Here is a 24,359-nt window from a genome sequence, read left to right on the forward strand (position 1 = left end):
ATCGGTCCTGTTAGTGTTTATATTTTCTTATCTGGAAAATAATCCCCATTTTGGGGTGGTCTAAATAGTGTATGTCACCACTGTATACACGTGTGAACTGTGACATTCTTGCTGATTCTAGCTCACCTGAGTCGGACAGGTAGCGATAATCAAAATTACTCGTCACATATAAATAGTGGCGAATATGAATTTTCATTGTGCCGTCTAATTCCCAAAGCGTTTCCCCGCCAGATTTAATACTTGGTTGCACTGCGCTATTGAGCAAGCTAATAAAGTTATCGCTGGGCTGTTCGCGATATATGTAACTGGCTGGTTGCGCGAATTTTTTACCACCGTATACAACAACATTGGGCGCTCGTTTTTTACTTTGATCTGGGAATCGCCAACCAGTGTGTAATATCGCAGTATGTCCTTTACGTTCTAGTTTTTTTCTAATCGACTCGAACTTAAGCTGCTCTGGTGCAAGTAAGTACATCGACTGCATGTGTTCTAGAGGTTCGCTGACAGGTACAACTGGTAAAACGTCATACTTTTGAACGTAGTTGATGTCATCATCGCAATACCAAGAGCTTTGAGATGTGGTAAATTGCTCTGTTACACTGCGCGGGTCATAGTTGGGGTTACCAGCTAAACAGGCCTGATGGCCAACATTGTTATAGCCTTGTGTTAGCAAATCCAATCGCTTTTTATTTGGCAAAGGAGGAGTCTCAATGGAGAAGTCCTCTTTAATTTGCGATGCATCTTTTTGCGCAAAAGCGATGAGCTCTACTTCAAACCAGCGCACTGCAAGTGCAGGCATTGTCGCTGTGGACAATGCCGCCAAAAGTCCCCATTTAACTATAGATTGCTTCATGCAACAGCCTTTTTCTGAAAGTCATCCATCATGGCGTTAATGAGCTTTAAGCGCTCTTGACCATTTTTTTCTTCTATATTAAAGCGTAATTTGCTCGCGCCTTCCATACGATATATAGCAGGGTTGCTTTGTATCAACCCGATAATGAACGTTGGGTTAACACTGGTATTATTACTAAATTCGAAGTAACCGCCTTTCGGGTTGGCTTCTATTTTCTGGATACCAAGCTGTTGGGCTTTGCATTTGAGTAATTGTATTTCAAAAATGTTCTTCGCAGCGTCTGGTAGTAAACCAAATCTATCGATTAATTCTACTTTCAATTCATCAAGCTCGTTTTCAGACGCCAAACTGGCAATGCGTTTGTACATACTCAAACGGATGTTGACATCGTGAATGTAGTCATCCGGCAACAGTGCCGGGATTTTAAGATCTACTTCACTTTGTTGTTGCAGCAAGTTTTCTAAAGTTGGTTCTTTGCCATCTTTAAGGGCTTGGACTGCTTGCTCTAACATCTCCATGTATAACGTAAATCCAACCGTTTGAATTTGACCACTTTGATCATCACCTAAAAGCTCACCAGCACCACGGATCTCTAAATCGTGGGTTGCGAGCGCAAAACCTGCACCTAAGTCCTCAAGAGACTCAATGGCTTGCAAACGTTTCACTGCATCTTTGGTTAAGCTTTGGCTATTACGAGTGAGTAAATAGGCGTAGGCCTGGTGATGACTTCGGCCAACTCGACCACGCAGCTGATGCAGCTGAGCCAAACCTAATTTGTCAGCACGGTCCATAATGATGGTGTTAGCCGATGGAATATCAATGCCGGTTTCAATGATTGTGGTACACACTAAAACATTATGTTTTTGGTGATAAAAGTCACTCATTAAGTGCTCTAGTTCTCGTTCGCGCATTTGACCATGCGCTACAGCAATATTTGCTTCAGGAACCAACTGCGCAATATCCGCCGCTGTCTTCTCAATGGTTTCTACGTTATTGTGTAAGAAGTAAACCTGACCACCGCGCTTAATTTCACGCAGAATTGCCTCTCTGATCAGCTCATCATTGCGCTCGCGTACAAAGGTTTTAACAGCAAGGCGTTTCGCTGGTGGAGTGGCAATAATCGACAGGTCTCGCATTCCGCTCATTGCCATATTAAGCGTTCTTGGGATCGGTGTTGCGGTAAGCGTCAAGATATCTACATCGGCTCTAAGCTTTTTGATTTTCTCTTTTTGACGCACACCAAAGCGATGTTCTTCATCGACTATAAGCAAGCCTAAATCTTTAAACTTAATGCTTTCTTGGATCAGCTTATGCGTACCAATTACAATGTCTATCTTGCCACTTTCAAGCGCACTCAGGGTTTCTTTTTGCTCTTTTGTACTGTTAAATCGAGATAAAACGCCAACCTCAATTGGTAAGTCTGCAAATCTGTCTTTAAAGTTTTCAAAGTGTTGCTGAGCAAGTAGTGTAGTCGGAACGAGCACCGCAACTTGTTTGTTGTCATTGATGGCCACAAATGCAGCACGCATTGCCACCTCAGTTTTACCAAAACCAACATCACCACATACCAACCTGTCCATTGCTTGGTTAGTTTGCATATCACCAATAACCGCCTCGATTGCATTGCGTTGGTCATCGGTTTCTTCAAATGGAAAACTATTGCTGAAATCTCTGTACGACCCACCGTCAAGTTTGAATTGATAGCCTGGCTTACTTTGGCGTTTGGCGTAAATATCCAACAGCTCAGCGGCAACATCTCGTACTTTTTCAGCAGCTTTGCGTTTGGCTTTTTCCCATACATCAGAGCCTAATTTGTGCAGAGGTGCAGAAGCTTCTTCACCACCTGAATAGCGACTCAACATATGAAGAGAAGATACAGGTACGTAGAGTTTGGCATCACCTGAATAAATAATTGTCACAAATTCAGTTGCAACACCCGCAGCATCAATGGTTTGTAAACCGAGGTAGCGCCCAACCCCGTGGTCCAAATGCACTATTGGTTGGCCTTCTTTTAATTCAGCCAAGTTTCTAATTAGCGCATCTTGGCCTTGCTCGTATTTATGCTTACGGCGTCTGCGCTGGGAAACTTTAATACCAAGCAGTTCTTGCTCGGTAATTAAAGTCAAAGGCTGTTTGCCATCGAGAAAAACTGAAGCCTCTAGTGGGCTCACAATAAGGCCTACGTCAGTTCGACCTTTAGCGAATTTTTCAAATGATTCGAACTCTTTTAACTTTAAACCAGTGGGTTTTAGTAGTGTAAGTAGGGACTCTCGTCGACCATCAGATTCAACACTAAAAAGTACTTTACCTTTTTGCTTTTTTTGAGTCGTTATATAACTCAAAATAGCGTGATAGGGATCAGCCTGTTTGTGATCAACTCGCACGTCGTCAATAAGCGCTGAGTCGACATTGGTGTGACCCGCTTTTGTACCAAGCTGCGCTTCACTCAATCTAATTCTTGGATAGTGAGAAAATGACTCAAACAAAGATTCGACATTGAGGTACAGTTCTTTTGGTTCTAGAAGAGGCCTAAGTGGATCAACTCGACGGCTTTCATAACGTTTGCTAACATCCAGCCAAAAATCACTTGCAGCATGCTCTATGTCACCAAGGTGCATAAACACGGTGTCATTCGGCAGATAATCAAAAATAGTTGCGAGCTTGTCATAAAACAGTGGCAAGTAATACTCTATGCCTGCTGGCCAGTTGCCACGAGTAACTTGCATATAAATTGAGTCTTGCTCAGAACTGGCACCAAATGTCTCTCGGTATTTTATGCGAAATCGCTCTATATCTGCATCATTGGTTGGGAATTCATGGGCTGGTAATAAGTCAATAGATGAAATGGTATCGCTTGAACGCTGGCTTTCAATGTCAAACAGGCGAATGCTATCTAACTCATCATCAAAAAAATCTAAGCGGTAGGGGTGTTGGCTACCCATCGGATAAAGGTCAATAATAGACCCTCGTACTGCGAATTCGCCGTGTTCCATCACTTGCTGCACATTGCGGTACCCCGCTTGTGTCAGCGTTTCTTTTAGACCTTGTGCATCAAGTGTATCACCGACTTTAAACTGTAGTGCATTGCCGTAAATAAATTCCGGTGGCGCAGTTCTTAGCATTAAGGTTGCAACAGGAATGAGTAGCACACCTTGTTGTTTTTTGCGCAGTGCATTTAAACTCGCCAAACGCTGGGAAATAATGTCTTGGTGAGGAGAAAAGTGGTCATAGGGTAGGGTTTCCCAGTCGGGAAACACCATGACATTGTCTTCACCGAGTAGATAACCCAGTTCGGTTTCCAAGCGCAGTGCACTGGGGGTATCTGGCGTCACCAACACAACGAGTGAGTTGTTGTTCTTCACACTCTCGCTTACGGAAATTGCCAAACTACTACCGAGTAATTGACCCCAATGGATTTTATCCTTTGCCGATTTTACCCAAGGTAGCTCATTCCACTGCACTAACGCCATTCTAAACTCCTAACTACTTAATCTCTGTATATTTTACATAGGTCTTGGTAATGATCTATACGTCTGTCACGTAAATATGGCCAAATGCGGCGTACAGATTCACTGCGCTCTTGATCGATGTCGACGACCAATACTTCTTCTTGGTCTTCAGAGCCATGTACTAATAATTCACCTTGTGGGCCCGCCACAAATGAATTACCCCAGAACAATATACCGTCGCTTTGTGCGCTCGGATCAGTTTCGTGGCCGACTCGGTTAACACTAAGCACTGGCACGCCATTTGATACGGCGTGTGCTCTTTGTGCAATCATCCAAGCGTCTCTTTGGCGTATTTGTTCTTCTTTATCATCTCGAGGATCCCAGCCGATGGCGGTTGGGTAGATCAACAATTCGGCACCCGCCATTGCCATGAGCCTTGCACCTTCAGGGAACCATTGATCCCAACATACAAGCACACCTAATTTACCAACAGAAGTTTGGATAGGTTCGAAACCTAAATCGCCCGGAGTAAAGTAAAACTTTTCGTAAAACCCAGGGTCATCTGGAATATGCATTTTCCGGTATTTGCCTGCAATTGAACCATCTGATTCGATGACTACCGCAGTATTGTGATACAAACCCGTCGCGCGTTTTTCAAATAACGAGGCAACTATCACAACGTTTAACTCTTTTGCCAGTGCACCAAAAGCATCTGTACTTGGGCCTGGTATCGTTTCGGCTAAGTCAAACAGGTCTGTGTCTTCAGTTTGACAAAAGTACAGGCTGCGATGAAGCTCTTGCAACACCACAAGCTTTGCGCCTTGTTGGGCTGCCTTCCTGATACCATCGACTGATTTTTCAAAATTGTTTTCAAGATTGTCGCTGTTGCTGTGCTGTACAAGAGCGACCTTCAAATTATTATTGCTCATTTGGATCCCTACTTAAAAAACCTTTAGGAAGTTGCATAGTAATGCAGTGTAAACTACCGAACTGATGAATTATGGGCAGACAGTCTATGCCAATGATAGTTCTCTCAGGGTGTGCTTTTTGCAATTGGGTAAGCGCCAATGCATCTTTTTCGTCGCCATATATTGGCAGCAAAACAGTTTCATTGATTATCAGGTAGTTTGCGTAAGTTGCTGGCAAGCGTTCGTTTTCTGTGTTGTATTTTGCTTTAGGCCATGGCAGTGGCACTAAATTGTATGGCTTGCCCGATGGCGTAACAAAAGTTTGTAATTGAGACTCCATCGCTTTGAGTGCACTGTAATGCTCATCTTCCTCATCGTCACATTGCACGTAAACCAGGGTGTCATTTGGTGCAAACCTAACCAAGGTATCGATATGGCTGTCTGTGTCGTCGCCACATAAATAGCCATGGTCAACCCACAAGAAAGACTCAGCACCGAGCTCTTGAGATAATTTTGCCTCGATTTGTTGTCTATTCAATTCCGGGTTTCTATTTGGGTTAAGTAAACACTCGGAGGTAGTAAGCAGTACTTTGTGCTCGTTGATTTCAACGCCGCCACCTTCAAGAACAAAATCAATTTTTTGTATTTTATTAGTTTTATCAGCAACTTGTTTACAAAGTGCAGTATTAATTTGTGTATCAAGATCGCTTTGGTATTTATTGCCCCAACCATTGAAGACAAAGTCTTTGATGTTGAGCTCACCTTGGTCGTTTGCAGTAGTCAATGGGCCATGATCTCTTGCCCATGTGTCATTGCAAGGTGCATCTACGAATACAACTTGTTGCATATTGATACTCGCGTCAACGAGTAGGGTGGTGATATGTGCCTTGAGTTCAGAACTATGCGCAACTATAACGACTTTTTGAATTTGGGAGATTTGCTGACATAACGCGACATAAACAGGCTCAACTTGCTCCAGTATGTCTACCCAGTCAGTTTGCTTATGTGGCCAAGTGACCATCACCGCGTCTTGCGGTGACCATTCTGGTAATAACGTAAAACTCATGACAATTATTGATTTTTGATTGCTAGGGGCTAAGTGTATCACTGCACAACGCTGTGTCAGCTATTTTGATCACTTTCGTTATCTGATTGACGCTTTTTTAGTTGCCTAGTTTGTGCGTGCAGGCTTGCTCTAACCAACAATTCTTGATCAGAATCTCTTATTTGGGTAAACGCCAAAGTATATTGTAAGTCTTCGTCTTCCTGTTTACTTATTTCTATAATTTGGCTGTAACAAAAGATGGCACTGGCTTCGTGCTGTAGAAAAATTTTTGTCCTAAAGTTTTGGCCAATTTGAAACTTTTCCGTTGTGGTTACTTTTATGCCACCACCACCGTAACTATCACAGTAACTGCTTTCATCTTCAGGTTGTTCATTTGCCAATATATGACTCATGATCAAGTCAATTTTTCTAGATTGTGCTTGTAAATAAGCGGCTAAGTCAGATGCGACATCCCCGAGGTTACGCAGTGGTCTCAAAGCATTAAGATCGAGTTCATTAATTTCGTTAGCAAGCCTAAACAATGGTGGGATAGCGGCTTCAAGTTGTGCTTGATTTTTCGGCACCATATTTTCATCAACTGGAAACAAGTTGATTTGGTTTGTTTCTTCAATTTGAAAATACTGTTCAAAGTTTTCTTTTAAATTTGTTTGCATTTATATGTATGCCAATATTCAGTGTAGCTAGAGTAGCAGTGTCTTTATTCTCTCCACTCTAGCTATTTAAATCAAGGTGTTAACCAGTTTATACTTTAAATTGCTCTAACATTTCCTCTTGTTTAGCGATTTTATCAACTTGCGATTGCATTGTATGATCGACCACCTTTGCTTCATCAACCACAGTGTTGGATAAGTTGCGTATTTCTGATGCGTTATGATCTACAGCTTCAACAACTGCTTTTTGCTCTTCGAGCATGCTTGCAATATTCACATTGAGCTCGACAATATTGTCAATTGACTCTCTGATCGCATGGAGTGCGTCTTTAGTTTCTTGTGCTTTGACTACTGTTTTTTCAACAATTGTCTGACTCTGCTTCATGACGCCAACCGCATTTTCCGCGCCCGATTGAAGTTGGTCGATCATCGTTTTTATTTCAGTTGTTGCTTCTTGTGTTCGTTGGGCAAGTGTTCTAACTTCATCGGCTACAACAGCAAACCCACGTCCAGACTCGCCAGCTCTCGCAGCTTCAATAGCGGCATTTAAAGCCAGTAGATTGGTTTGTTCTGCTATACCATTAATGACAGATAAAATCTGTTCTATCCCTGAAGAAGATACTTCTAACTCGTTGACGACATCAACGGCGCGTTCTATCTGGGATGACAACTCACCAATTGAGTTTGTTGACTGTTCTACAATCCCTTCACCGTCCTGTGCAAGGCCGTCGGTAGTTTTAATCGCTTCAGCGGCTTGCTGCGCTGTGCTCGCAACTTGTTGTTCAGTATTCGACATATTCGCAGTAGAGTTGACTAGCGAGTTCAAAGATTCGAGTTGTCTTTGAATAGCTTGAGTAGCGTGATTTGCCCCGGCAGAAGTCTGTTTGGCATCTGCGAGCACCTCGTGGCCCAAGGTTTGGATCTCTGCGATGATATTTTGTAGCCTTGAGGTGAACAAATTAAAGTTTTCAGCTAAGTCTGAAAATTCTGGCTCGCTCGACGCTTGTAGCCTTACGGTCAAATCTGCATTGCCGCGCGCGATATTAGACATCGCGGAGTTTATTGCTTCCAATGGCTTGAGTAGGATATTGATCACGTAAGAAAGGGCCAAGAAACTCGCTATAACTGCAATGATAGACACGACAGTTGCATTGTATGTAAGTGTTTCCATGGCTGAAAACACTTTTTGTTTTTCCAGTGCGACGCCGACATACCATTCGTATCCCTCTACCGCTTTAAACATAACAAGATAGCTGACGCCATCGATTTCAATTTCTTGAGAAGACTCTCTTACGACCGTGTCGCCCAAAAATGTACGAGCTGGTTGGCCATTTAGTGATATATCAGGGTGAGAGATGATGCTGCCATTTGAGCTCACCATAAATGCGAAGCCTGCATCAAACAAATTAAATGAATTTATCATATTACCCAGCTTGGCGAGGCTAACGTCGTAAAATATAGCGCCATCAAAATTATTGTCTTTATATACAGGAGCACCAATTGATACGACAATTTCACCGCTGACCGCATCGGCATATGGATCTGTAACAACTAGAGTCCTTGCCGACTTAGCATCTTTGTACCAAGGTCTCACTCTTGGGTCCCATGTTGAACCGGGGTCCCAATTAGGGTCGCTCGCGACATATTTGCCACTGCTTTCTTTTCCGTATCCTATTAATAGGAATTCAGAAGTGAGTTTGGGTTGAGATATCATCGGCCTAGCGTCTTCAAGTTCGTCTACTTGAGAAACTAACCCAGTTGTAAGTGCAGCAAGGTTCATCGAGCCTTGCATTTGAGCTGTGACAGTATTACTGATCCCCTGGATCACTTCTTCCATACTATGTGTGACTTGTTGTTCTAAATTTTCTTTAAGCAGGAAGTATTGCTTGACTGAAAGCAAAAATAAGGCAAGCACTAATACACTAGCAGAAACGGCGACTACTTTATATTTAAACTTCACTGAACGTCTCCCGGATATGAGCTTATTATTAAAGGTAAATCATAAGCGAATAGTTGCAATGATTTCCTTTAGTTTAAAGGATTTATTTACAAATTTGCGACAAAATTATCAAAAACCGAGAATTTAGGCTGATTCTAACGAACTATATAGCTCATCTAACTCATCTTCAGACAGATTGATAAAGTCTAAAACCTCATCACTGATAGCGTGCCATTCTGGGTCTTGTTCAATAGAAGCCGTATTCTTAAATATGAAGTTACCGTGGCGTGCAAGCTTTAATATTGAGAGTAGTTCCAGTGCTATGCCTTCTAACTCACCAGAGCGATAGATGCCATTGGCATCGTGTTGATAGTAAATAACGTTTATCATAGGTTTAGGTAATTTCCATTGCTGTGCCAATAAAGCACCTATCGTGGCGTGGCTGGTATTGTACTTATTGAATTCAAATTCAGTGGCTTTAGTCCATCCATCAGATTTAGCAACTTCTAAAACTTCGTTATAGTCTTCAAAGTGCACGCAGAGCAGTGGTATACCCACAGTATGAAATAGGCCTAACATATATGCATGGTTTGCTAAAGCAGGTTTATTGAGGCTTTGACAAAGTGTTGAACATAATTGGGCAATGTCACTTTGCTCAGACCAGAAGTTATCGAGTGCGGCAGGGGTATCTACAGTTGCTTTGACTGCAACAGCTTTTACAAGCGGGATCAGCCTTTTTAAACCTAAAATCATAATCGCCTGTTCTAGCGATTCGATTTCTTTACTGCGTCTAAATGCAGCCGAATTAACAACTTGTAATATCGCCGCACTGATAGCAATGTCGCTTTGTAAAATTTGCGTAATTTTACTGATATTTGGCTCTGCTGATTTTGTTTCTTCGGAAAACTCGACTAACGCTTCTGGACGTGGAGGGATTGAAATAGACCTAAGGATCTGTTTTTCTTGTTGGGTCAAAGATATGGCCATAACTACTCGCTCACTGCATTATCTTATACAGATAAGAATAGCCAAAAATTGTAAAAAACGAGAAAATTAGAGAAGTAGTGGAGGTGCACTATTGATTAAAAATAAAAAAGGCCCGCAAAGTGCGAACCTTTTTATTATTCAAAAAGCTGATCGCGATTATGCGTTTTCAACAGCTGAACGAGGCTCAACAAATTCCATATTGAAACCTTCAGCAACTTCTTTACAAGTTACTTGGCCCTTAAGAACGTTAAGACCGTTTAGGAAGTGCTCATCAGAAAGAAGTGCTTCTTTGTAGCCTAGGTTAGCAAGCTTGATGATGTACGGTAACGTTGCATTGTTAAGTGCAAATGTAGAAGTACGTGGAACAGCACCTGGCATGTTAGCAACACAATAGTGAACAACATCGTCAACAATGTAAGTTGGCTCAGCGTGTGTTGTTGCTTTAGAAGTTGCGATACAACCACCTTGGTCGATAGCAACGTCAACGATAGCAGCACCAGGCTTCATTGCTTTGATGTGATCTGCTGTTACTAGCTTAGGCGCAGCAGCACCTGGGATTAGTACGCCACCGATAACAAGGTCAGCTTCAACAACATGCTTCTCAAGTGCGTCAACAGTTGAATAAATTACTTTAGCTTGGCTACCAAACTGCGCGTTTAGGCTACGTAGAACGTCGATGTTACGATCTAGGATAGTAACGTCTGCACCCATACCTACAGCCATTTGTGCAGCGTTACGACCAACCATACCACCACCGATAACGACAACTTTAGCTGGCTCAACACCTGGTACGCCGCCTAATAGCATGCCGCGACCTAGATTTGATTTTTCAAGAGCTTGAGCACCAGCCTGGATAGACATACGGCCAGCAACTTCTGACATAGGTGCTAGAAGCGGAAGACCGCCACGTGCGTCAGTTACCGTTTCGTATGCAATACAGATTGCGCCGCTCTTAATTAGATCTTCAGTTTGTGGAAGATCTGGTGCTAGGTGAAGGTAAGTGAAAAGGATTTGGTCTTCACGTAACATTGCACGCTCAACAGCCTGTGGCTCTTTTACCTTAACAATCATTTCAGCTTTTGCGAAAACGTCCGCAGCTGTTGGTAAAATTTCAGCACCCGCTTGGATATAATCTTCGTCAGTGAAACCAATGCCGATACCTGCACTTGTTTCAACAATAACCTGGTGGCCGTGGTTTATTAGTTCACGAACACTTGCTGGAACCATACCAACACGGTACTCGTGGTTTTTAATCTCTTTAGGTACACCAATAATCATAATAAATCGCCTCAAAGTAAGAACGGATAACATTTTCGACTATTATAATTATGCAAAGCTAGTGTGTCCTACCTTTTTTGTGCTATTTTAAAGACGATAAATCTATAAAATGCTTAAACGCAGGATAAAACACTTTTCATGCATACTCAGCTAGATAGAACTGATAGAAAAATTTTAGTCGAATTACAAAAAGACGGAAGGATATCTAATGTAGAATTGGCAAAACGCATCGGGCTCAGTGCAACACCGTGCTTAGAAAGAGTAAAAAAACTCGAGCGAGATGGGTTCATTAAAGGATATAAAGCGGTGGTAGACCCAGTAAAGCTGGGGCAGGGGTTGCTTGTTTTTGTTGAAGTTACAATTAACAAGAACTCCCCAGACGTATTTGAGCAGTTTAATGAAGCGGTTAAGCAACATGATGAAATTATCGAATGTCATCTAGTATCAGGCAATTTTGATTTTTTATTGAAAACACGGGTAACTGACATGTCGGAGTACAGAGGTGTACTTGGTGAAATTCTTTTAAAACTGCCCAATATTAACGAAAGTCGTACTTATGTTGTAATGGAAGAGGTTAAAGGGGAGCAAGGAGAGGTTATAAAACCTTGTGCACCTTAAAGAATTTCTTGATATGGTGTAACCTATAATAGAAGTTCACAATAGAAAGATAAATACAGGTTGAATGTAATGCGCTTAAATGGTGTTCAGCGCCTACTAGAAACAGGTCTCATTGTCAGCACTGCTGCTGCGATTTTTACGCTTTGCGCCTTGGTTTCATTTGATCCAGCCGATCCGGCATGGACACAAGCGGGTGAGTTTGTAAAAGTAAATAATATCACCGGTGCAGCAGGTGCATGGGTTGCGGATATTTTGTTATTGAGTTTTGGATGGCTTGCCTTTTGGGTACCTGCTGCAATGCAGTTATTTGGCTATTTGCTATTTAAAAAACCACATAAGATTTTCCAATTAGATTATACCACTCTTGGTCTACGTATCATTGGTGCAACATTGCTTATCGCCTCATCCAGTGCGATAAGTAGTATCAATTTTGACGATATATATACATTTTCTTCTGGTGGAGTAGTGGGGGACGTCGTGGCAGGTGCCATGATGCCGGCATTTAACTTCACCGGCACTTCTATTCTTCTGTTATGTTTTTTCTTTGCTGGTATCACTTTATTAACCGGTGTTTCTTGGGTTGAAGCTGTTGATTATTTAGGCGAGAAGGTCGTTAAATTTATCAAGTTTGTTTTTGCTAAAATGACCAAGAAAAATGACATAGTTCAGCAAAAAGCAGACACAATGCCTCAAAGTGGAGCGCGAATTGAAGCACCTGAAAGCGAGACTCTTATTGAAGAAATACAGCTTGAATCAGAAGATGAGCATAAAATTGAGCGCGCTCATAATATAACAGAGCCAAGCGCTCCTGTGGCTGAACCTGAAGTGCATGACCAGGGTGAAAAGCCACTCAAACTAAAAGACAAGCTGTTCTCTGTTGTCGGCAAAAAGGAAGATAAAAAGCCTCAAACAGCCGAAGCGGTTGAACCTGTATTGCAGACGCAACCACCTTTTGATGAGCCAGTTTCAGCTGATGTATTTGATGAACTTGACCATATATTGGAGCAGGAAATAAACTTCTCTGCGATTGACGACGAGTCAATGGACACCGTGGCTGCATTGAATGCGTTGGATGACGCAGCAGTAAAAGAGGAGCCTGTAACAAAGGTTGTGTCACCTGCGAGACCGTTGAAAAAGCCAGTTGGTGAAGCTAGCAAAGCAGCATATCAACCACCACCATCTGCAAAAGAGCAGTTTGAAGCTTTGTTAGAAGCGGAACCTCCGGCTGATCCGCTGCCATCACTTGACCTACTTGATAGGCCAGATAAAGCAAAAAACCCGATAACAAAAGAAGAATTAGAAACGGTATCTCGTCTTGTTGAGGCAAAACTCTTGGATTTTAACATTCAAGCCGCCGTTGTTGGGGTCTATCCAGGGCCAGTTGTTACACGTTTCGAGCTCGATCTTGCTCCGGGTATTAAAGTAGCCAAGATAACTGGATTGGCAAAAGATTTAGCAAGGTCACTTTCAGCGGTCAGTGTACGAGTTGTTGAAGTCATTCCAGGTAAAACTTATGTTGGTCTTGAACTGCCAAATAAAAACAGAGAGATCGTAAGGCTCTCAGAAGTCATTAATGCACCAAAGTTTGAACAAAACGCGTCGCCATTAACCATGGTGCTTGGAAAGGATATTGCAGGGGAGCCAGTGGTTGCTGATCTTGCTAAAATGCCTCACTTACTAGTAGCAGGTACAACTGGTTCAGGTAAGTCAGTTGGCGTTAATGTAATGATATTAAGCTTACTTTATAAGTCACCGCCTGAAGATGTTCGTATGATCATGATAGATCCAAAAATGTTGGAGTTATCAGTATACGAGGGGATACCACATCTGTTATGCGAGGTTGTGACGGATATGAAAGAGGCAGCCAATGCACTGCGTTGGTGCGTTGGTGAAATGGAGCGCCGTTATAAGCTAATGTCTGCATTGGGTGTGAGAAACCTCAAAGGCTACAATCAAAAGGTATTAGCAGCAAAAGAGGCCGGACAGCCAATTTTGGATCCATTGTTTAAAGACACTGATGGTATGGCTGATGGCCCAGAAGAGTTAGATAAATTGCCAAGCATTGTTGTTGTAATCGATGAATTTGCTGACATGATGATGATAGTTGGCAAAAAAGTTGAAGAGTTAATCGCGCGTATCGCACAAAAAGCGCGTGCAGCTGGGATACATTTAGTTTTGGCTACTCAAAGGCCATCTGTTGATGTCATTACAGGCTTGATTAAGGCCAATATACCTACGCGTATGGCGTTTCAGGTATCGAGTAAAATTGATTCTCGTACCATTCTTGATCAGCAAGGTGCGGAAAATCTATTAGGCATGGGTGACATGTTATATCTGCCGCCAGGCACCAGTGTTCCAATTCGTGTTCACGGCGCATTCGTGGATGATCACGAAGTGCATGCAGTAGTAAATGACTGGAAAGCGCGAGGCAAACCAAATTACATCGAAGATATTTTATGCGGTGATGCAACAGAAGAGATTTTGTTACCGGGTGAGCAGCCAGAAGGTGGCGATGAGGAATCTGATCCACTGTATGATGAAGCGGTAGGGTTTGTAATTGAAACAGGTAAAGTGTCTGTTTCGAGTGTACAACGTAAGCTTAGAGTCGGTTACAACCGTGCGGCACGTTTAGTTGAACAAATGGAGATGTCTGGCGTTGTCAGTGCACCGGGTCACAATGGTGCGCGTGAAGTATTAGTACCGAAAGGTGGAGCAAATTAGAATGAAGTTTAAAACAATAGCCTTAGTACTAGGTTTGTCATGCGGTTTTATTACGCAAAGCTTTGCGAATGAAGCTGAGTCCTTAAAGTTAAAACTCAGATCTCTGAATACATTTGAAGCGAATTTTACTCAAAAAGTTAAGGATGAAGAAGGTACATTGTTGCAAGATGGTACGGGCAATATAGCTCTTAAATACCCATCAAAGATACGCTGGCAGCAACTTGAGCCAGATGAAACCTTGTTGGTATCAGATGGAAATAAGACGTTCTATTTCGACAGCTTTGCTGAGCAAGTGACAGTAATGAACACTGCTGGTTTGATAGATACAACACCATTTATTTTATTAACGACTCAAGACAAAGCGCAATGGGATAAGTACCATGTAAGCAAAACGACTGTAGGCTACCGGATTTCACCAAAGCCGAATGTCGAATCACAAGTTGAGCTTTTAGACATTGTTTTTGCAAGTGCTGGCGTCGCCATTGATTCATTGAGTATTAAAGATGCGTCAGGACAGACTTCGACGTTTAAGTTTTCAAATGCCAAAACAAACATTGAGCTAGACGATAAGTCATTTACTTTCAAAATCCCCCATGGAGTGGTCATTGACGACCAAACAGCCAGTGAGTAGTTTAGGTTTTGACTTCGCACCTGATGTTAGACCTTTGGCCGCTAGAATGCGGCCAAAGTCGTTACAGGGCTATATTGGCCAAACACACATAATTGCTAAGGACTCTGTTTTATATCGTGCGATAGAACAGGGGCGTTGTCACAGCTTGATTTTATGGGGCCCGCCAGGTGTTGGCAAAACAACTTTAGCTGAGATCATTGCAAACCATGCAGATGCACAATTGGCAAAGCTGTCAGCGGTTACCTCTGGTGTAAAAGAGATCAGAGAAGTAGTGCTAGAAGCAAAAAGCCGATTAGCCCAATCAGGGAGACGTACCTTGCTATTTGTTGATGAGGTACATCGATTCAATAAATCTCAGCAAGATGCGTTTTTGCCCCACATTGAAGATGGAACTTTTGTTTTTATAGGCGCGACGACTGAAAACCCTTCTTTTGCATTAAACAATGCAATTTTGTCGCGAGCACGTGTCTACACGCTCAAGCCATTGACTATGGATGAGTTGGTTTTTGCGCTGCGGCAAGCACTTAATGATGACGAGCAATTAAGTCAGCTTGCAATTAACATTGAGGATGAGGCTATAAATGCGCTGGCACAAGCGGCGGACGGCGATGCACGAAAAGCGCTCAACTTATTAGAGCAGGCAGTGGATTTAGGCCATCGAGATGGCAGCAAGGTCGATATTGATAAGTCAGTGTTGACACAAATATTGCCCACCCATCTTGCGAAATACGATAAAGGTGGGGACATCTATTATGACCTAATCTCTGCTTTTCACAAATCGGTGCGAGGAAGCAGCCCTGATGCAGCGTTATACTGGTACTGTCGTATCTTGGCAGGTGGAGGAGATCCCCTTTATGTGGCAAGGCGTTTGCTCGCTATTGCCAGTGAAGATATAGGAAACGCAGATCCCAGAGCACTGCAAGTCGCGCTTAATGCGTGGGACATTTTCCACAGAGTTGGCCCGGCAGAAGGAGAGCGCGCAATTGCACAAGCGACAATTTACCTAGCAAGTGCAGCGAAAAGCAATGCAGTATACACAGCATTCAAACAGGCAAAACGGGATGCTCAAACGGATGGCGATTTACCCGTACCAGAGCACCTTCGCAATGCGCCGACAAAATTAATGAAAGAAATGGGCTTTGGAGAAGAATATCGCTATGCCCATGACGAGCCTGGGGCGTATGCAGCAGGAGAGAACTACTTTCCAGAAACGGTGTCTGATCGGCAATACTACTTTCCAACAGATCGCGGTTTAGAAAAGCAAATTAAAGAAAAGCTCAACTACTTAAAAAGCCAAGACAATATAAGTAACCAAAAAAGGTATACCAAAAAGCCAGGTCAAGCATAAATGGAAATGCTCAAAACTTATATAATGATTGCCTTTGGTGGTGCATTTGGCGCCTGCTTAAGGTTTTTTATTAGCGATATTGTGTTAAAACTCATGGGTAAGGGATTCCCTTTTGGGACATTGACCGTTAATATTCTTGGTTCATTGTTGATGGGCATTCTTTACGGATTAATCGAAAAGCAAATAATAGCGGTATCTCCTGCCAAGGCTTTGATAGGAGTTGGCTTTTTAGGTGCTTTGACGACATTTTCAACATTTTCCATGGACAGCCTATTGTTGTTACAACAAGGCCAGTTTATGAAGATGGCATTGAATATAACGTTGAATGTCGTCGTATGTATATTTATGGCCTGGATAGGTCTTTGCTTAGTCACGCAAAAAGGTTAAAAGAACAAACATGTTAGATCCAAAGTATTTAAGACAGGACATCGAAGAAGCTGCTGCGCGCTTAAAAAAACGTGGCTTTGAGCTAGATGTTGAAACAGTTAACGCGCTTGAAGAGCAGCGTAAAACTTTGCAAACAAAAACCCAAGAATTACAAAGCGAGCGAAACAGTCGCTCCAAAGCAATTGGTCAAGCAAAAGCAAAAGGTGAAGATGCACAGCCGCTACTAGATGCGGTTGCAAACCTTGGTGACCAGCTATCCGCTGCAAAAGCAGAGCAGGACAAAATTTTAGCCCAGCTACAAGACTTAGCATCAACATTGCCAAACTTACCTGCTGAAGATGTACCTGAGGGTGCAGATGAAGATGATAACGTTGAAGTTTCTAAATGGGGTGAGCCTAAGCAGTTTGATTTCGAAGTGAAAGATCATGTTGATTTAGGTGAAGCACTGGGCAAAGGTCTTGATTTTGAAACGGGCGTGAAGCTAAGTGGCTCTCGCTTTACTGTTATGCGTGGTGGTGTGGCACGTATGCACCGAGCGCTTGTTCAATTCATGCTTGATACGCACACTGACAAAAACGGCTACACAGAGATGTATGTACCGTACTTGGTAAATAAAGCAAGTTTGTACGGAACAGGTCAATTGCCAAAATTTGCGGCTGATTTATTCCACACAGAAGTGCTTGAAGAAGACCAAGATGGCTACAGTTTGATCCCAACTGCTGAAGTGCCACTTACAAACTGTGCAAGAGACGAAATCTTCGACGAGAAAGAATTACCAATCAAGATGACTGCACATACGCCTTGTTTCCGCAGTGAAGCTGGTAGCTACGGCCGTGATACACGCGGTCTTATCCGTCAGCACCAGTTTGACAAAGTTGAGCTTGTCCAATTGGTTAAACCAGAAGATTCAATGGCGGCGCTTGAAGAGCTTACTGGCAGCGCAGAAGGCATCTTACAAGCACTTGAACTTCCATATAGAAAAGTTGTTCTGTGTACGGGTGATATGGGCTTTGGTGCAGCTAAAACATATGATCTAGAAGTTTGGCTACCAGCGCAAAACACGTATCGTGAGATCTCATCTTGTTCAAACATGCAAGATTTCCAAGCACGACGTATGCAAGCACGTTTCCGCCGTGCGGGAGAGAAGAAGCCTGAGCTACTTCACACTCTAAATGGTTCTGGTCTCGCTGTTGGTCGTACACTTGTTGCAATATTAGAAAATTATCAACAAGAAGATGGTTCTATTGTCGTGCCAAATGTACTTAAGCCTTACATGGGTGGTTTAGAAGTTCTTAAGTAATCTGCCCAAGTGATTGATATCAGGCCGCTATCCAGCGGCCTTTTTTGTGACAAAATAATGAATGTTTTTTTACAGTGTAATTGGTATTTATTACTCTTTTAAGTTGTGCATTTTGTCATTTTAATTCAATTATTTTAAATAAGCGCAAGATAAAACCAAATTTTCAATTTGAGAAAAGTTCTTATCTATTCTCTATTGCATGTGATTTCAAACTATGGTTAATTGGAACCTGAGGTTTGGCCATTCCTTCTGAATAAGTTTTGCACGCACTCACGTTAAGTGTGCGCAGATGTCTTATTGTTACCATTATTGCAAAATTTAAATTTGATTCTATCCAAGATAGTTGGGTGACTTGTAGTGCCATATTTGCGCGACATATATATTTTTCTGCTTAAAACGAGGTTGTAAATAGCATTCGAGATTAAGACGCAAATATAGTTGCAAATTACAGTTGGGTTAACTATTTATTAAATGTGGATGTCGGTAAGACTAAGCAATCAAAAATTGAAGGTGAGGAATTTACCTATGAAGAGACAGAAAAGAGACCGTTTAGAGAGAGCACACTCACAAGGATTTAAAGCAGGTTTAGCAGGACGGTCCAAAGATTTATGTCCATATCAGCAAATTGAGCACAGATCAGAATGGTTAGGTGGCTGGCGAGAGGCCATAGACAATCGCAATATGTTTAAAACCTAAAACAGAATCAACAGAACCGAAGAGATAAAGTAAAGCCCCGAAAGGGGCTTATTTGTTTCTAGCGACTGATAAAAATTAAAATGCGCTAGTATCTTGGAAAAGACCCACTTTTAGATCTTTTGCTTCATAGATTACACGGCCGTCTACTTCAACAACGCCATCTGCAAGACCCATGAACAATTTACGCTTGATAACACGTTTCATGTCGACACGGTACGTTACCTTTTTAGCTGTAGGTAAGATTTGACCAGTAAACTTAACTTCGCCTACACCTAGTGCACGACCAAGGCCTGGGCCGCCGGACCAACCTAAGAAAAAGCCAACAATCTGCCACATAGCGTCTAAACCAAGACAACCTGGCATTACAGGGTCACCTCTGAAGTGACAATCGAAGAACCATAGATCAGGGTTAATATCTAACTCAGCAATGATTTGGCCTTTGCCGTATTCACCGCCGTTGTCATTGATTTCAACAATGCGATCCATCATTAACATGTTATCGATTGGCAGACGGCAATTGTTTTCACCAAACATTTTACCTTCAGCACAAAGGATTAGTTCTTCTTTTGTATAGCTATTTTTAGGTTCCATAGTATTCATTCTTCATTTTCTAATTGCGGGTACTCTAGCGTACACTTGTACGCTAAACAACTCTGAACAGTTAAATTTTTATCTATAACATACGTCAGTAACATTAAAATCAATTCTCTTTGTGAATTACGCGATTTTTGGTTGAAAAAACTTTATAATCGGGTTGTTTGTTAGTAATTTAATGGAAATTTATGATCCTTTTTGTAGATGCCTTGACGGTAATAGATTTTTCTTACTTATGTGCTAAACGTGGCGCAGTTGGAGAAAGTTGGATAGTTGATATGACGCTGCACGGTCAACTGAATGAAGAGTCAATGGTTTTAGACTTTGCAAAAGTAAAAAAACAAATTAAAGCAATTATTGATAACACAATAGATCATAAATTGGCCATTCCCTCGGCGTTAGATTGTCAGTTAGATATGAATGACGGCAGGGTATCATTCGATTATGAGTTTGGTGGTCATCACCTTGCAATGAGTGCGCCTGACGAAGCGGTTTGTGTTGTTGAAGGTGAAAAGATTGACGAGCAATCTGTCATAGCCTTTTTAAAGCAACAAATTTTGCCCCAAATGCCTGACAACGTTAAAGACATTGAAATTGCTCTACGTCCAGAGCAAACCAGTAGCTTTTATTATCATTACAGCCACGGCTTGAAAAAGCACGACGGTAATTGCCAACGCATTATTCATGGTCACCGTTCATTGATCGGCATATTCTTTGACGGTGTAAGTATGCCTAGACTACAAAAAGAGTGGTCTCAAAAGTGGGAAGATATCTACTTAGGTACGCAAGAAGACTTAATTGAGCATGCTCAATTAAAGTATATTTCAGCGAAACAACAAGACTATTCGTTCGCATACGAATCATCTCAAGGCTATTTTGAAATGTGTATCAGCCAAGAGCGCTGTGATATTTTACCTTGTGATACGACAGTAGAGTGTATCGCCGATTACTTAGCTAATAAAATTAAATCAACATACCCAGACAAAGAAGTAAAAGTAAGAGCTTACGAGGGTGTGGGCAAAGGAGCTATTGCTTATGCATAAATTGTTGCTGGCACTGAGCGCATGCTTTGCACTGAGTGCACAAGCAATTGAGTTAAAAGGCCACCTTACTCAAGGTGGCATGGTCACTGGTCATTTAGAGGGCATTAAATCAGTATCTCTAAACGGCAAAGAACTGAAAATAACACCCAATGGCCAGTTTGTTTTTGGCTTTGGACGTGACGCCAAGAGCGAGCACAAGCTAGTTTGGGTGGACAAAAATAATAACCAACATTCAAAAGAGTTTTTTATAACCTCTCGTGATTACGATATCGATCGCATTACCGGCGTCGCAAAAAAATATGTCTCTCCACCGAAAGAGGTATTGCAGCGCATTCGTAACGACTCCAAGAAAGTGAGTGCTGCGCGTGCTAAAAGCAGCACGCTAGAATATTTTGACTCTCCAGTTTATCGTCCTGCAACAGGTCGTATTTCTGGTGTATACGGTAGTCAAAGGTATTTTAATGGCGAGCCTCGTCGCCCCCATTTTGGTCTAGATATCGCTAATAAAACCGGTACACCAATATGGGCGCCGTTGCCGGGTAAAGTTGTGCTTGCTGAAAAAGATCTGTATTACAGTGGTGGCACTTTGATTTTAGATCATGGCTACGGCATTACTTCGACCTATATTCATATGAGCAAATTACACGTTAAAGTAGGCGACATGGTTTCCACAGGTGACGTAATAGGTGATATTGGCGCAACTGGCCGCGTGACGGGCCCACATTTAGATTGGCGCTTCAATTGGTACGGTGAGAGACTGGACCCTGAATTACTAATGATAGATAAACCAGCAAACAAAAGCAGTAAATAATGACAGAACAAGATAGAGACGCAACCATTGCGAAACGTATTAATGACTCGATAACATCGGTAACCAAAACTGTATTTCCGGGCAGAACCAATCATCACAACACGCTTTTTGGTGGCGATGCGTTGGCGTGGATGGATGAAGTGGCGTTTATCGCGGCAACAAGGTTTTGTCGCAAACCATTGGTAACAATTTCCTCGGACCGTGTAGACTTTAAAGAAGCTATTCCCGCGGGCACGTTTGCTGAGCTTGTTGCGAAGGTTGTTCATGTTGGTAACACAAGTCTTAAAGTAGAAGTGCAAATTTTCTTGGAAACAATGCACAAAGATGACAAGCACCTAGCAATTTCAGGCAGCTTTACATTTGTAGCGGTTGATGACAATCACAGGCCGACACCTGTTGTATGTGAAAATATGTTGAACGGGTTTCAATAATACTTAGAGGGGGCGATAGCCCCCTTTGTTATATATTTAAAGCTTATTGTTGTACCTTCATTTTTAGCTTCAGCCTATTCTCTATAGTTATCAATTAGCCTCACCATGCAATCATTGCCAGTCACTTGTGCATAATATGTGTTTTTTTCAATTCAGCTTGGTCGTATACAATTGTACCCAACAATGCTTTTGGCACTGCGCGCTAAACTGCGTGAAAGATTCCAACTTTATTTAACTGACTTTCTGCTCCTTTAGTACCAATCAGTTGAATCAATCACTAAGCTTTAGCGGGTTATCAAGGCCAATTTGGATAATTATGGACTGATTAACTCTATGTGATATCTGCCTCAAGGGATCTTTGAGATTTACCCAAAGCTGATAATTCATAAAAATTTAATATGTGTTTTTTTCACGCCGATTCCGATATTTGTAAAATATAAGTCATCAGCATCCAAGGGGGAGTATTACTATCTGAGTAACCTGATCTACACTTACTTTTGGCTTAAACAAACAGTAAGGAGCTTGTGATGATTACTATACATAGAGAATATTGCTTATCTGGAGAAAGAAATTTACATGCCCATGTTGAAGTCTTCCCAACAGGTCAGCTGGATGTCGATATTGTTGAGCTTCATGAGCACCATTCAACCCAATTTGATAATATTAAATATGAACACACTGGTGCCGATATTGTGATCACAGGTATTGAAGGATCTACTAGCTGGCAAGTTGTACTTAAAGAGCGCGATGCAAGAGAGCTATCCCACCTTATTGCAGATGCAAATGAGGAGTATGAGATACTAATGCGAGACCTTGGTTAGTAAAGTCCCGTCATAATTTCGACTATAAATACCTACAGATATGTAGTGGTCATAATAGTTTAGGTGCTCAGGTTTTTATTGCTGTACTCAAGTCAGGTGAGCACCTAGTGACAACCCCTCCTTAAATATAATCCCCATGCATATTTAGCGAATTATCTTAATGATTTTTCACAGTATTTGTTTTTGTGACTACAATTTATATATACATGGATCCGCCAAAATAGGTATCAATAGTGAGATACAGCCTTAAAACTGTGCTTACGGTCTTTATATTAGCCAGCTTGATCACTGCATTGGTCAATTTGATAATACTTAATAGCAGCCAAAGCGTTAAAGACAAACATGAGTTTTGGGTGATCCATACGCATGAAGTGATTGATTTAGTGAACCAACTCAGAACACAGATTAAAAATGCTGAAACAGGGCAACGTGGGTTTTTGCTTACTCATGATTTGCAGTATCTACAGCCTTATAACTCGGGCACCAAATTAACCTCTAAACTATTTGAAGCGCTGAAAATCAAAACGCAAGACAACCCAGTTCAACAAAACAGGTTGTCAGAGTTGATTGTGATACTGAACAATAAGTTTTCGGAGTTAGAACAAACAATTCAGCTTGTCAAAAATGGCCAGGAGCAAGACGCGTTAGAGCTTGTCAGAACGAACCTTGGACGTCATTTAATGGGAGAGATTGAGAATACTTTGTTGGCCTTTGAAAAAGAGGAGAGGGTACTACTAGAAGCGAGAACCTCAGAGTATAAAGAGGCAAAAGCGCTGTACCATATTTCAGTCTGGTTACTCGAAGCCATGTATTTGATCTTAATCATTTGGGTAATTTACACGATAAAATATAAGGTATTGGAACCGCTTCAGACCCTTAATACATATGTGAAAAGCGACCTTGCAGAAAATTCGATTTTAACTTCTCAGGGAGATAGTTGTCACGAAGTAGAGCAGTTAGCCAGCGACATAAAAAAACGCTGTGCGGACAGCGAGGCAACCATTGTTAAATTGCAACAAGCTCAAACACTCGACTCTGATTTACTCAGTGCTCAGAATCAGTTTTTAGTCGATTTGAGCCTGAAGACGAAATTACCAGCACACAAGGTGTACACTGCTCTTAAAAAGTTTAAGGGTAATTCTGCTTCGTTCAATAACAGCGATGAACTTAATGAGCTTATATCTATCGCGCATATGCTAGCCGAAACCCCTGAAGAGATAGATAACTTCGTAAATAGCGTGGAGCAAAAGGATACTAAACGTGATGCCGCCGATTGATCGATTGATATCCTTCGTTTTTTATTCCGATGAGTATGAAAGTTCTTTCATTACTTGGAATGTTCCAAGAATGTGAAGTAATTTTACCGTATTCAGTATATAATTGCCAAAATGGAAATAAAAACGCACGTTAGTTTTCTTCATTCAAGAGTTTCAGTGGTGATTTAGGGTAGTAGATGCCGAGTTCTGTATTTTTCTTAATATTGTTAATTGGCACGTTGCACCATTGGATCGGATACAAGCTTATTTTAAATAAAAAGGCGTTAGAACGGGTCAAGCCAAAACGTTTGCTAGGCCGATTTTGCACAAAAAAGGTACTGCTGACTATGTGGCATTTCTCCACAGCCTGTTGGTTTGGATTTGGTGGTGTTATTTTTGTCTTTACGGTGTTTGAAAACCCGTCAAAAGAAACGGTCTTATTCGTTGCACTTTGTGTCTTTTCAATTAGTGGTTGGTTGTGTACTTATTCGCGAAACCACAAACTGATTTATTGGTGTATCTTTTTAATTATGTCTTCTATGAGCTTTATCGTTGCTAAACATTAATGCACA

At 41.7% G+C, this 24,359-nt stretch carries 21 protein-coding genes; 12 read left to right on the forward strand and 9 right to left on the reverse strand.

Annotated elements, in window-relative coordinates:
• Positions 1-10: 10 nt before the first annotated feature.
• The 8 genes from MHN81_RS22615 to ald all read right to left on the reverse strand — a co-directional run bounded on the left by MHN81_RS22615 (position 11) and on the right by ald (position 11,130).
• On the reverse strand, positions 11-853 hold the full coding sequence (locus MHN81_RS22615) for a CsiV family protein (protein WP_023398871.1): 843 nt from the start codon (positions 851-853) through the stop codon (positions 11-13).
• Positions 850-4,323 carry a transcription-repair coupling factor gene (mfd, locus tag MHN81_RS22620; RefSeq protein ID WP_023398870.1) on the reverse strand — a complete coding sequence of 1,158 codons (3,474 nt, stop codon included), beginning with the start codon at positions 4,321-4,323 and terminating at the stop codon, positions 850-852. The genes MHN81_RS22615 and mfd overlap by 4 nt, the downstream gene beginning before the upstream one ends.
• Positions 4,324-4,340: 17 nt before the next feature.
• The gene (locus tag MHN81_RS22625; RefSeq protein ID WP_023398869.1) at positions 4,341-5,231 is read right to left on the reverse strand and encodes a carbon-nitrogen hydrolase; all 891 of its coding nucleotides are present in this window, start codon (positions 5,229-5,231) and stop codon (positions 4,341-4,343) included.
• A complete protein-coding gene (locus MHN81_RS22630) occupies positions 5,221-6,276 on the reverse strand; it encodes an agmatine deiminase family protein (protein ID WP_239426781.1) in 1,056 nt (351 codons plus the stop codon). The genes MHN81_RS22625 and MHN81_RS22630 overlap by 11 nt, the downstream gene beginning before the upstream one ends.
• Positions 6,277-6,332: 56 nt before the next feature.
• Positions 6,333-6,929, reverse strand: coding sequence for a PilZ domain-containing protein (locus tag MHN81_RS22635; protein ID WP_023398867.1), 597 nt, complete (start codon positions 6,927-6,929; stop codon positions 6,333-6,335).
• Positions 6,930-7,017: 88 nt separating this feature from the next.
• Positions 7,018-8,886, reverse strand: a complete 1,869-nt coding sequence (locus tag MHN81_RS22640; RefSeq protein ID WP_023398866.1) for a methyl-accepting chemotaxis protein — start codon at positions 8,884-8,886, stop codon at positions 7,018-7,020.
• 123 nt (positions 8,887-9,009) lie between these two features.
• Positions 9,010-9,852: an HDOD domain-containing protein gene (locus MHN81_RS22645; protein ID WP_023398865.1), complete on the reverse strand. Its 843-nt coding sequence runs from the start codon at positions 9,850-9,852 to the stop codon at positions 9,010-9,012.
• A gap of 156 nt (positions 9,853-10,008) precedes the next feature.
• Positions 10,009-11,130 carry an alanine dehydrogenase gene (ald, locus tag MHN81_RS22650; RefSeq protein ID WP_211012224.1) on the reverse strand — a complete coding sequence of 374 codons (1,122 nt, stop codon included), beginning with the start codon at positions 11,128-11,130 and terminating at the stop codon, positions 10,009-10,011.
• A 138-nt stretch (positions 11,131-11,268) separates the two neighbouring features.
• Between ald and lrp the strand changes: the two genes are divergently transcribed.
• From lrp to rmf, 7 genes are all read left to right on the forward strand, one after another.
• Positions 11,269-11,748, forward strand: a complete 480-nt coding sequence (gene lrp / locus MHN81_RS22655; RefSeq protein ID WP_023398863.1) for a leucine-responsive transcriptional regulator Lrp — start codon at positions 11,269-11,271, stop codon at positions 11,746-11,748.
• 69 nt (positions 11,749-11,817) lie between these two features.
• Entirely contained in the window at positions 11,818-14,469 is a 2,652-nt protein-coding gene (locus tag MHN81_RS22660; protein WP_239426782.1) for a DNA translocase FtsK, read from the forward strand.
• 1 nt (position 14,470) lies between these two features.
• The gene (gene lolA / locus MHN81_RS22665; protein ID WP_023398861.1) at positions 14,471-15,100 is read left to right on the forward strand and encodes an outer membrane lipoprotein chaperone LolA; all 630 of its coding nucleotides are present in this window, start codon (positions 14,471-14,473) and stop codon (positions 15,098-15,100) included.
• Positions 15,093-16,448 carry a replication-associated recombination protein A gene (locus MHN81_RS22670; protein ID WP_036975855.1) on the forward strand — a complete coding sequence of 452 codons (1,356 nt, stop codon included), beginning with the start codon at positions 15,093-15,095 and terminating at the stop codon, positions 16,446-16,448. Before lolA ends, MHN81_RS22670 begins: the two co-directional genes overlap by 8 nt.
• A 6-nt stretch (positions 16,449-16,454) precedes the next feature.
• A complete protein-coding gene (gene crcB, locus MHN81_RS22675) occupies positions 16,455-16,835 on the forward strand; it encodes a fluoride efflux transporter CrcB (RefSeq protein WP_036975851.1) in 381 nt (126 codons plus the stop codon).
• A 10-nt stretch (positions 16,836-16,845) separates the two neighbouring features.
• Positions 16,846-18,135 (forward strand): serine--tRNA ligase, encoded by a 1,290-nt coding sequence (serS, locus tag MHN81_RS22680; protein ID WP_023398858.1) that lies wholly within the window; start codon positions 16,846-16,848, stop codon positions 18,133-18,135.
• 525 nt (positions 18,136-18,660) lie between these two features.
• Positions 18,661-18,831, forward strand: a complete 171-nt coding sequence (rmf, locus tag MHN81_RS22685) for a ribosome modulation factor (protein WP_023398857.1) — start codon at positions 18,661-18,663, stop codon at positions 18,829-18,831.
• 75 nt (positions 18,832-18,906) lie between these two features.
• Here rmf and fabA read toward each other — a convergent pair whose 3' ends face one another.
• Positions 18,907-19,422 carry a bifunctional 3-hydroxydecanoyl-ACP dehydratase/trans-2-decenoyl-ACP isomerase gene (fabA, locus tag MHN81_RS22690; RefSeq protein WP_036975796.1) on the reverse strand — a complete coding sequence of 172 codons (516 nt, stop codon included), beginning with the start codon at positions 19,420-19,422 and terminating at the stop codon, positions 18,907-18,909.
• Positions 19,423-19,613: 191 nt separating this feature from the next.
• Here fabA and MHN81_RS22695 point away from each other — a divergent pair, with 191 nt between their 5' ends.
• The 5 genes from MHN81_RS22695 (at position 19,614) to MHN81_RS22715 (ending at position 23,808) form a co-directional block, all read left to right on the forward strand.
• Complete coding sequence (locus MHN81_RS22695; protein ID WP_023398855.1) at positions 19,614-20,468, forward strand: 6-carboxytetrahydropterin synthase; 855 nt, start codon at positions 19,614-19,616, stop codon at positions 20,466-20,468.
• On the forward strand, positions 20,461-21,279 hold the full coding sequence (locus MHN81_RS22700) for a M23 family metallopeptidase (protein WP_023398854.1): 819 nt from the start codon (positions 20,461-20,463) through the stop codon (positions 21,277-21,279). The genes MHN81_RS22695 and MHN81_RS22700 overlap by 8 nt, the downstream gene beginning before the upstream one ends.
• Positions 21,279-21,710, forward strand: a complete 432-nt coding sequence (locus tag MHN81_RS22705) for an acyl-CoA thioesterase (protein ID WP_023398853.1) — start codon at positions 21,279-21,281, stop codon at positions 21,708-21,710. Before MHN81_RS22700 ends, MHN81_RS22705 begins: the two co-directional genes overlap by 1 nt.
• 527 nt (positions 21,711-22,237) lie before the next feature.
• Entirely contained in the window at positions 22,238-22,531 is a 294-nt protein-coding gene (locus MHN81_RS22710) for a hypothetical protein (protein WP_023398852.1), read from the forward strand.
• 233 nt (positions 22,532-22,764) lie between these two features.
• Complete coding sequence (locus MHN81_RS22715) at positions 22,765-23,808, forward strand: CHASE3 domain-containing protein (protein ID WP_023398851.1); 1,044 nt, start codon at positions 22,765-22,767, stop codon at positions 23,806-23,808.
• Positions 23,809-24,359: the final 551 nt, after the last annotated feature.

It is taken from the genome of Pseudoalteromonas sp. Of7M-16 (genome assembly GCF_022347805.1).
GTDB lineage: Bacteria > Pseudomonadota > Gammaproteobacteria > Enterobacterales > Alteromonadaceae > Pseudoalteromonas > Pseudoalteromonas luteoviolacea_F.

Bases quoted from the DNA above. Each gene is read 5' to 3' on its own strand.
- MHN81_RS22615 (WP_023398871.1), bottom strand. From the start codon at position 853: ATGAAGCAATCTATAGTTAAATGGGGACTTTTGGCGGCATTGTCCACA.
- mfd (WP_023398870.1), bottom strand. From the start codon at position 4,323: ATGGCGTTAGTGCAGTGGAATGAGCTACCTTGGGTAAAATCGGCAAAG.
- MHN81_RS22625 (WP_023398869.1), bottom strand. From the start codon at position 5,231: ATGAGCAATAATAATTTGAAGGTCGCTCTTGTACAGCACAGCAACAGC.
- MHN81_RS22630 (WP_239426781.1), bottom strand. From the start codon at position 6,276: ATGAGTTTTACGTTATTACCAGAATGGTCACCGCAAGACGCGGTGATG.
- MHN81_RS22635 (WP_023398867.1), bottom strand. From the start codon at position 6,929: ATGCAAACAAATTTAAAAGAAAACTTTGAACAGTATTTTCAAATTGAA.
- MHN81_RS22645 (WP_023398865.1), bottom strand. From the start codon at position 9,852: ATGGCCATATCTTTGACCCAACAAGAAAAACAGATCCTTAGGTCTATT.
- ald (WP_211012224.1), bottom strand. From the start codon at position 11,130: ATGATTATTGGTGTACCTAAAGAGATTAAAAACCACGAGTACCGTGTT.
- lrp (WP_023398863.1), top strand. From the start codon at position 11,269: ATGCATACTCAGCTAGATAGAACTGATAGAAAAATTTTAGTCGAATTA.
- MHN81_RS22660 (WP_239426782.1), top strand. From the start codon at position 11,818: ATGCGCTTAAATGGTGTTCAGCGCCTACTAGAAACAGGTCTCATTGTC.
- lolA (WP_023398861.1), top strand. From the start codon at position 14,471: ATGAAGTTTAAAACAATAGCCTTAGTACTAGGTTTGTCATGCGGTTTT.
- crcB (WP_036975851.1), top strand. From the start codon at position 16,455: ATGCTCAAAACTTATATAATGATTGCCTTTGGTGGTGCATTTGGCGCC.
- serS (WP_023398858.1), top strand. From the start codon at position 16,846: ATGTTAGATCCAAAGTATTTAAGACAGGACATCGAAGAAGCTGCTGCG.
- rmf (WP_023398857.1), top strand. From the start codon at position 18,661: ATGAAGAGACAGAAAAGAGACCGTTTAGAGAGAGCACACTCACAAGGA.
- fabA (WP_036975796.1), bottom strand. From the start codon at position 19,422: ATGGAACCTAAAAATAGCTATACAAAAGAAGAACTAATCCTTTGTGCT.
- MHN81_RS22695 (WP_023398855.1), top strand. From the start codon at position 19,614: ATGATCCTTTTTGTAGATGCCTTGACGGTAATAGATTTTTCTTACTTA.
- MHN81_RS22700 (WP_023398854.1), top strand. From the start codon at position 20,461: ATGCATAAATTGTTGCTGGCACTGAGCGCATGCTTTGCACTGAGTGCA.
- MHN81_RS22705 (WP_023398853.1), top strand. From the start codon at position 21,279: ATGACAGAACAAGATAGAGACGCAACCATTGCGAAACGTATTAATGAC.
- MHN81_RS22710 (WP_023398852.1), top strand. From the start codon at position 22,238: ATGATTACTATACATAGAGAATATTGCTTATCTGGAGAAAGAAATTTA.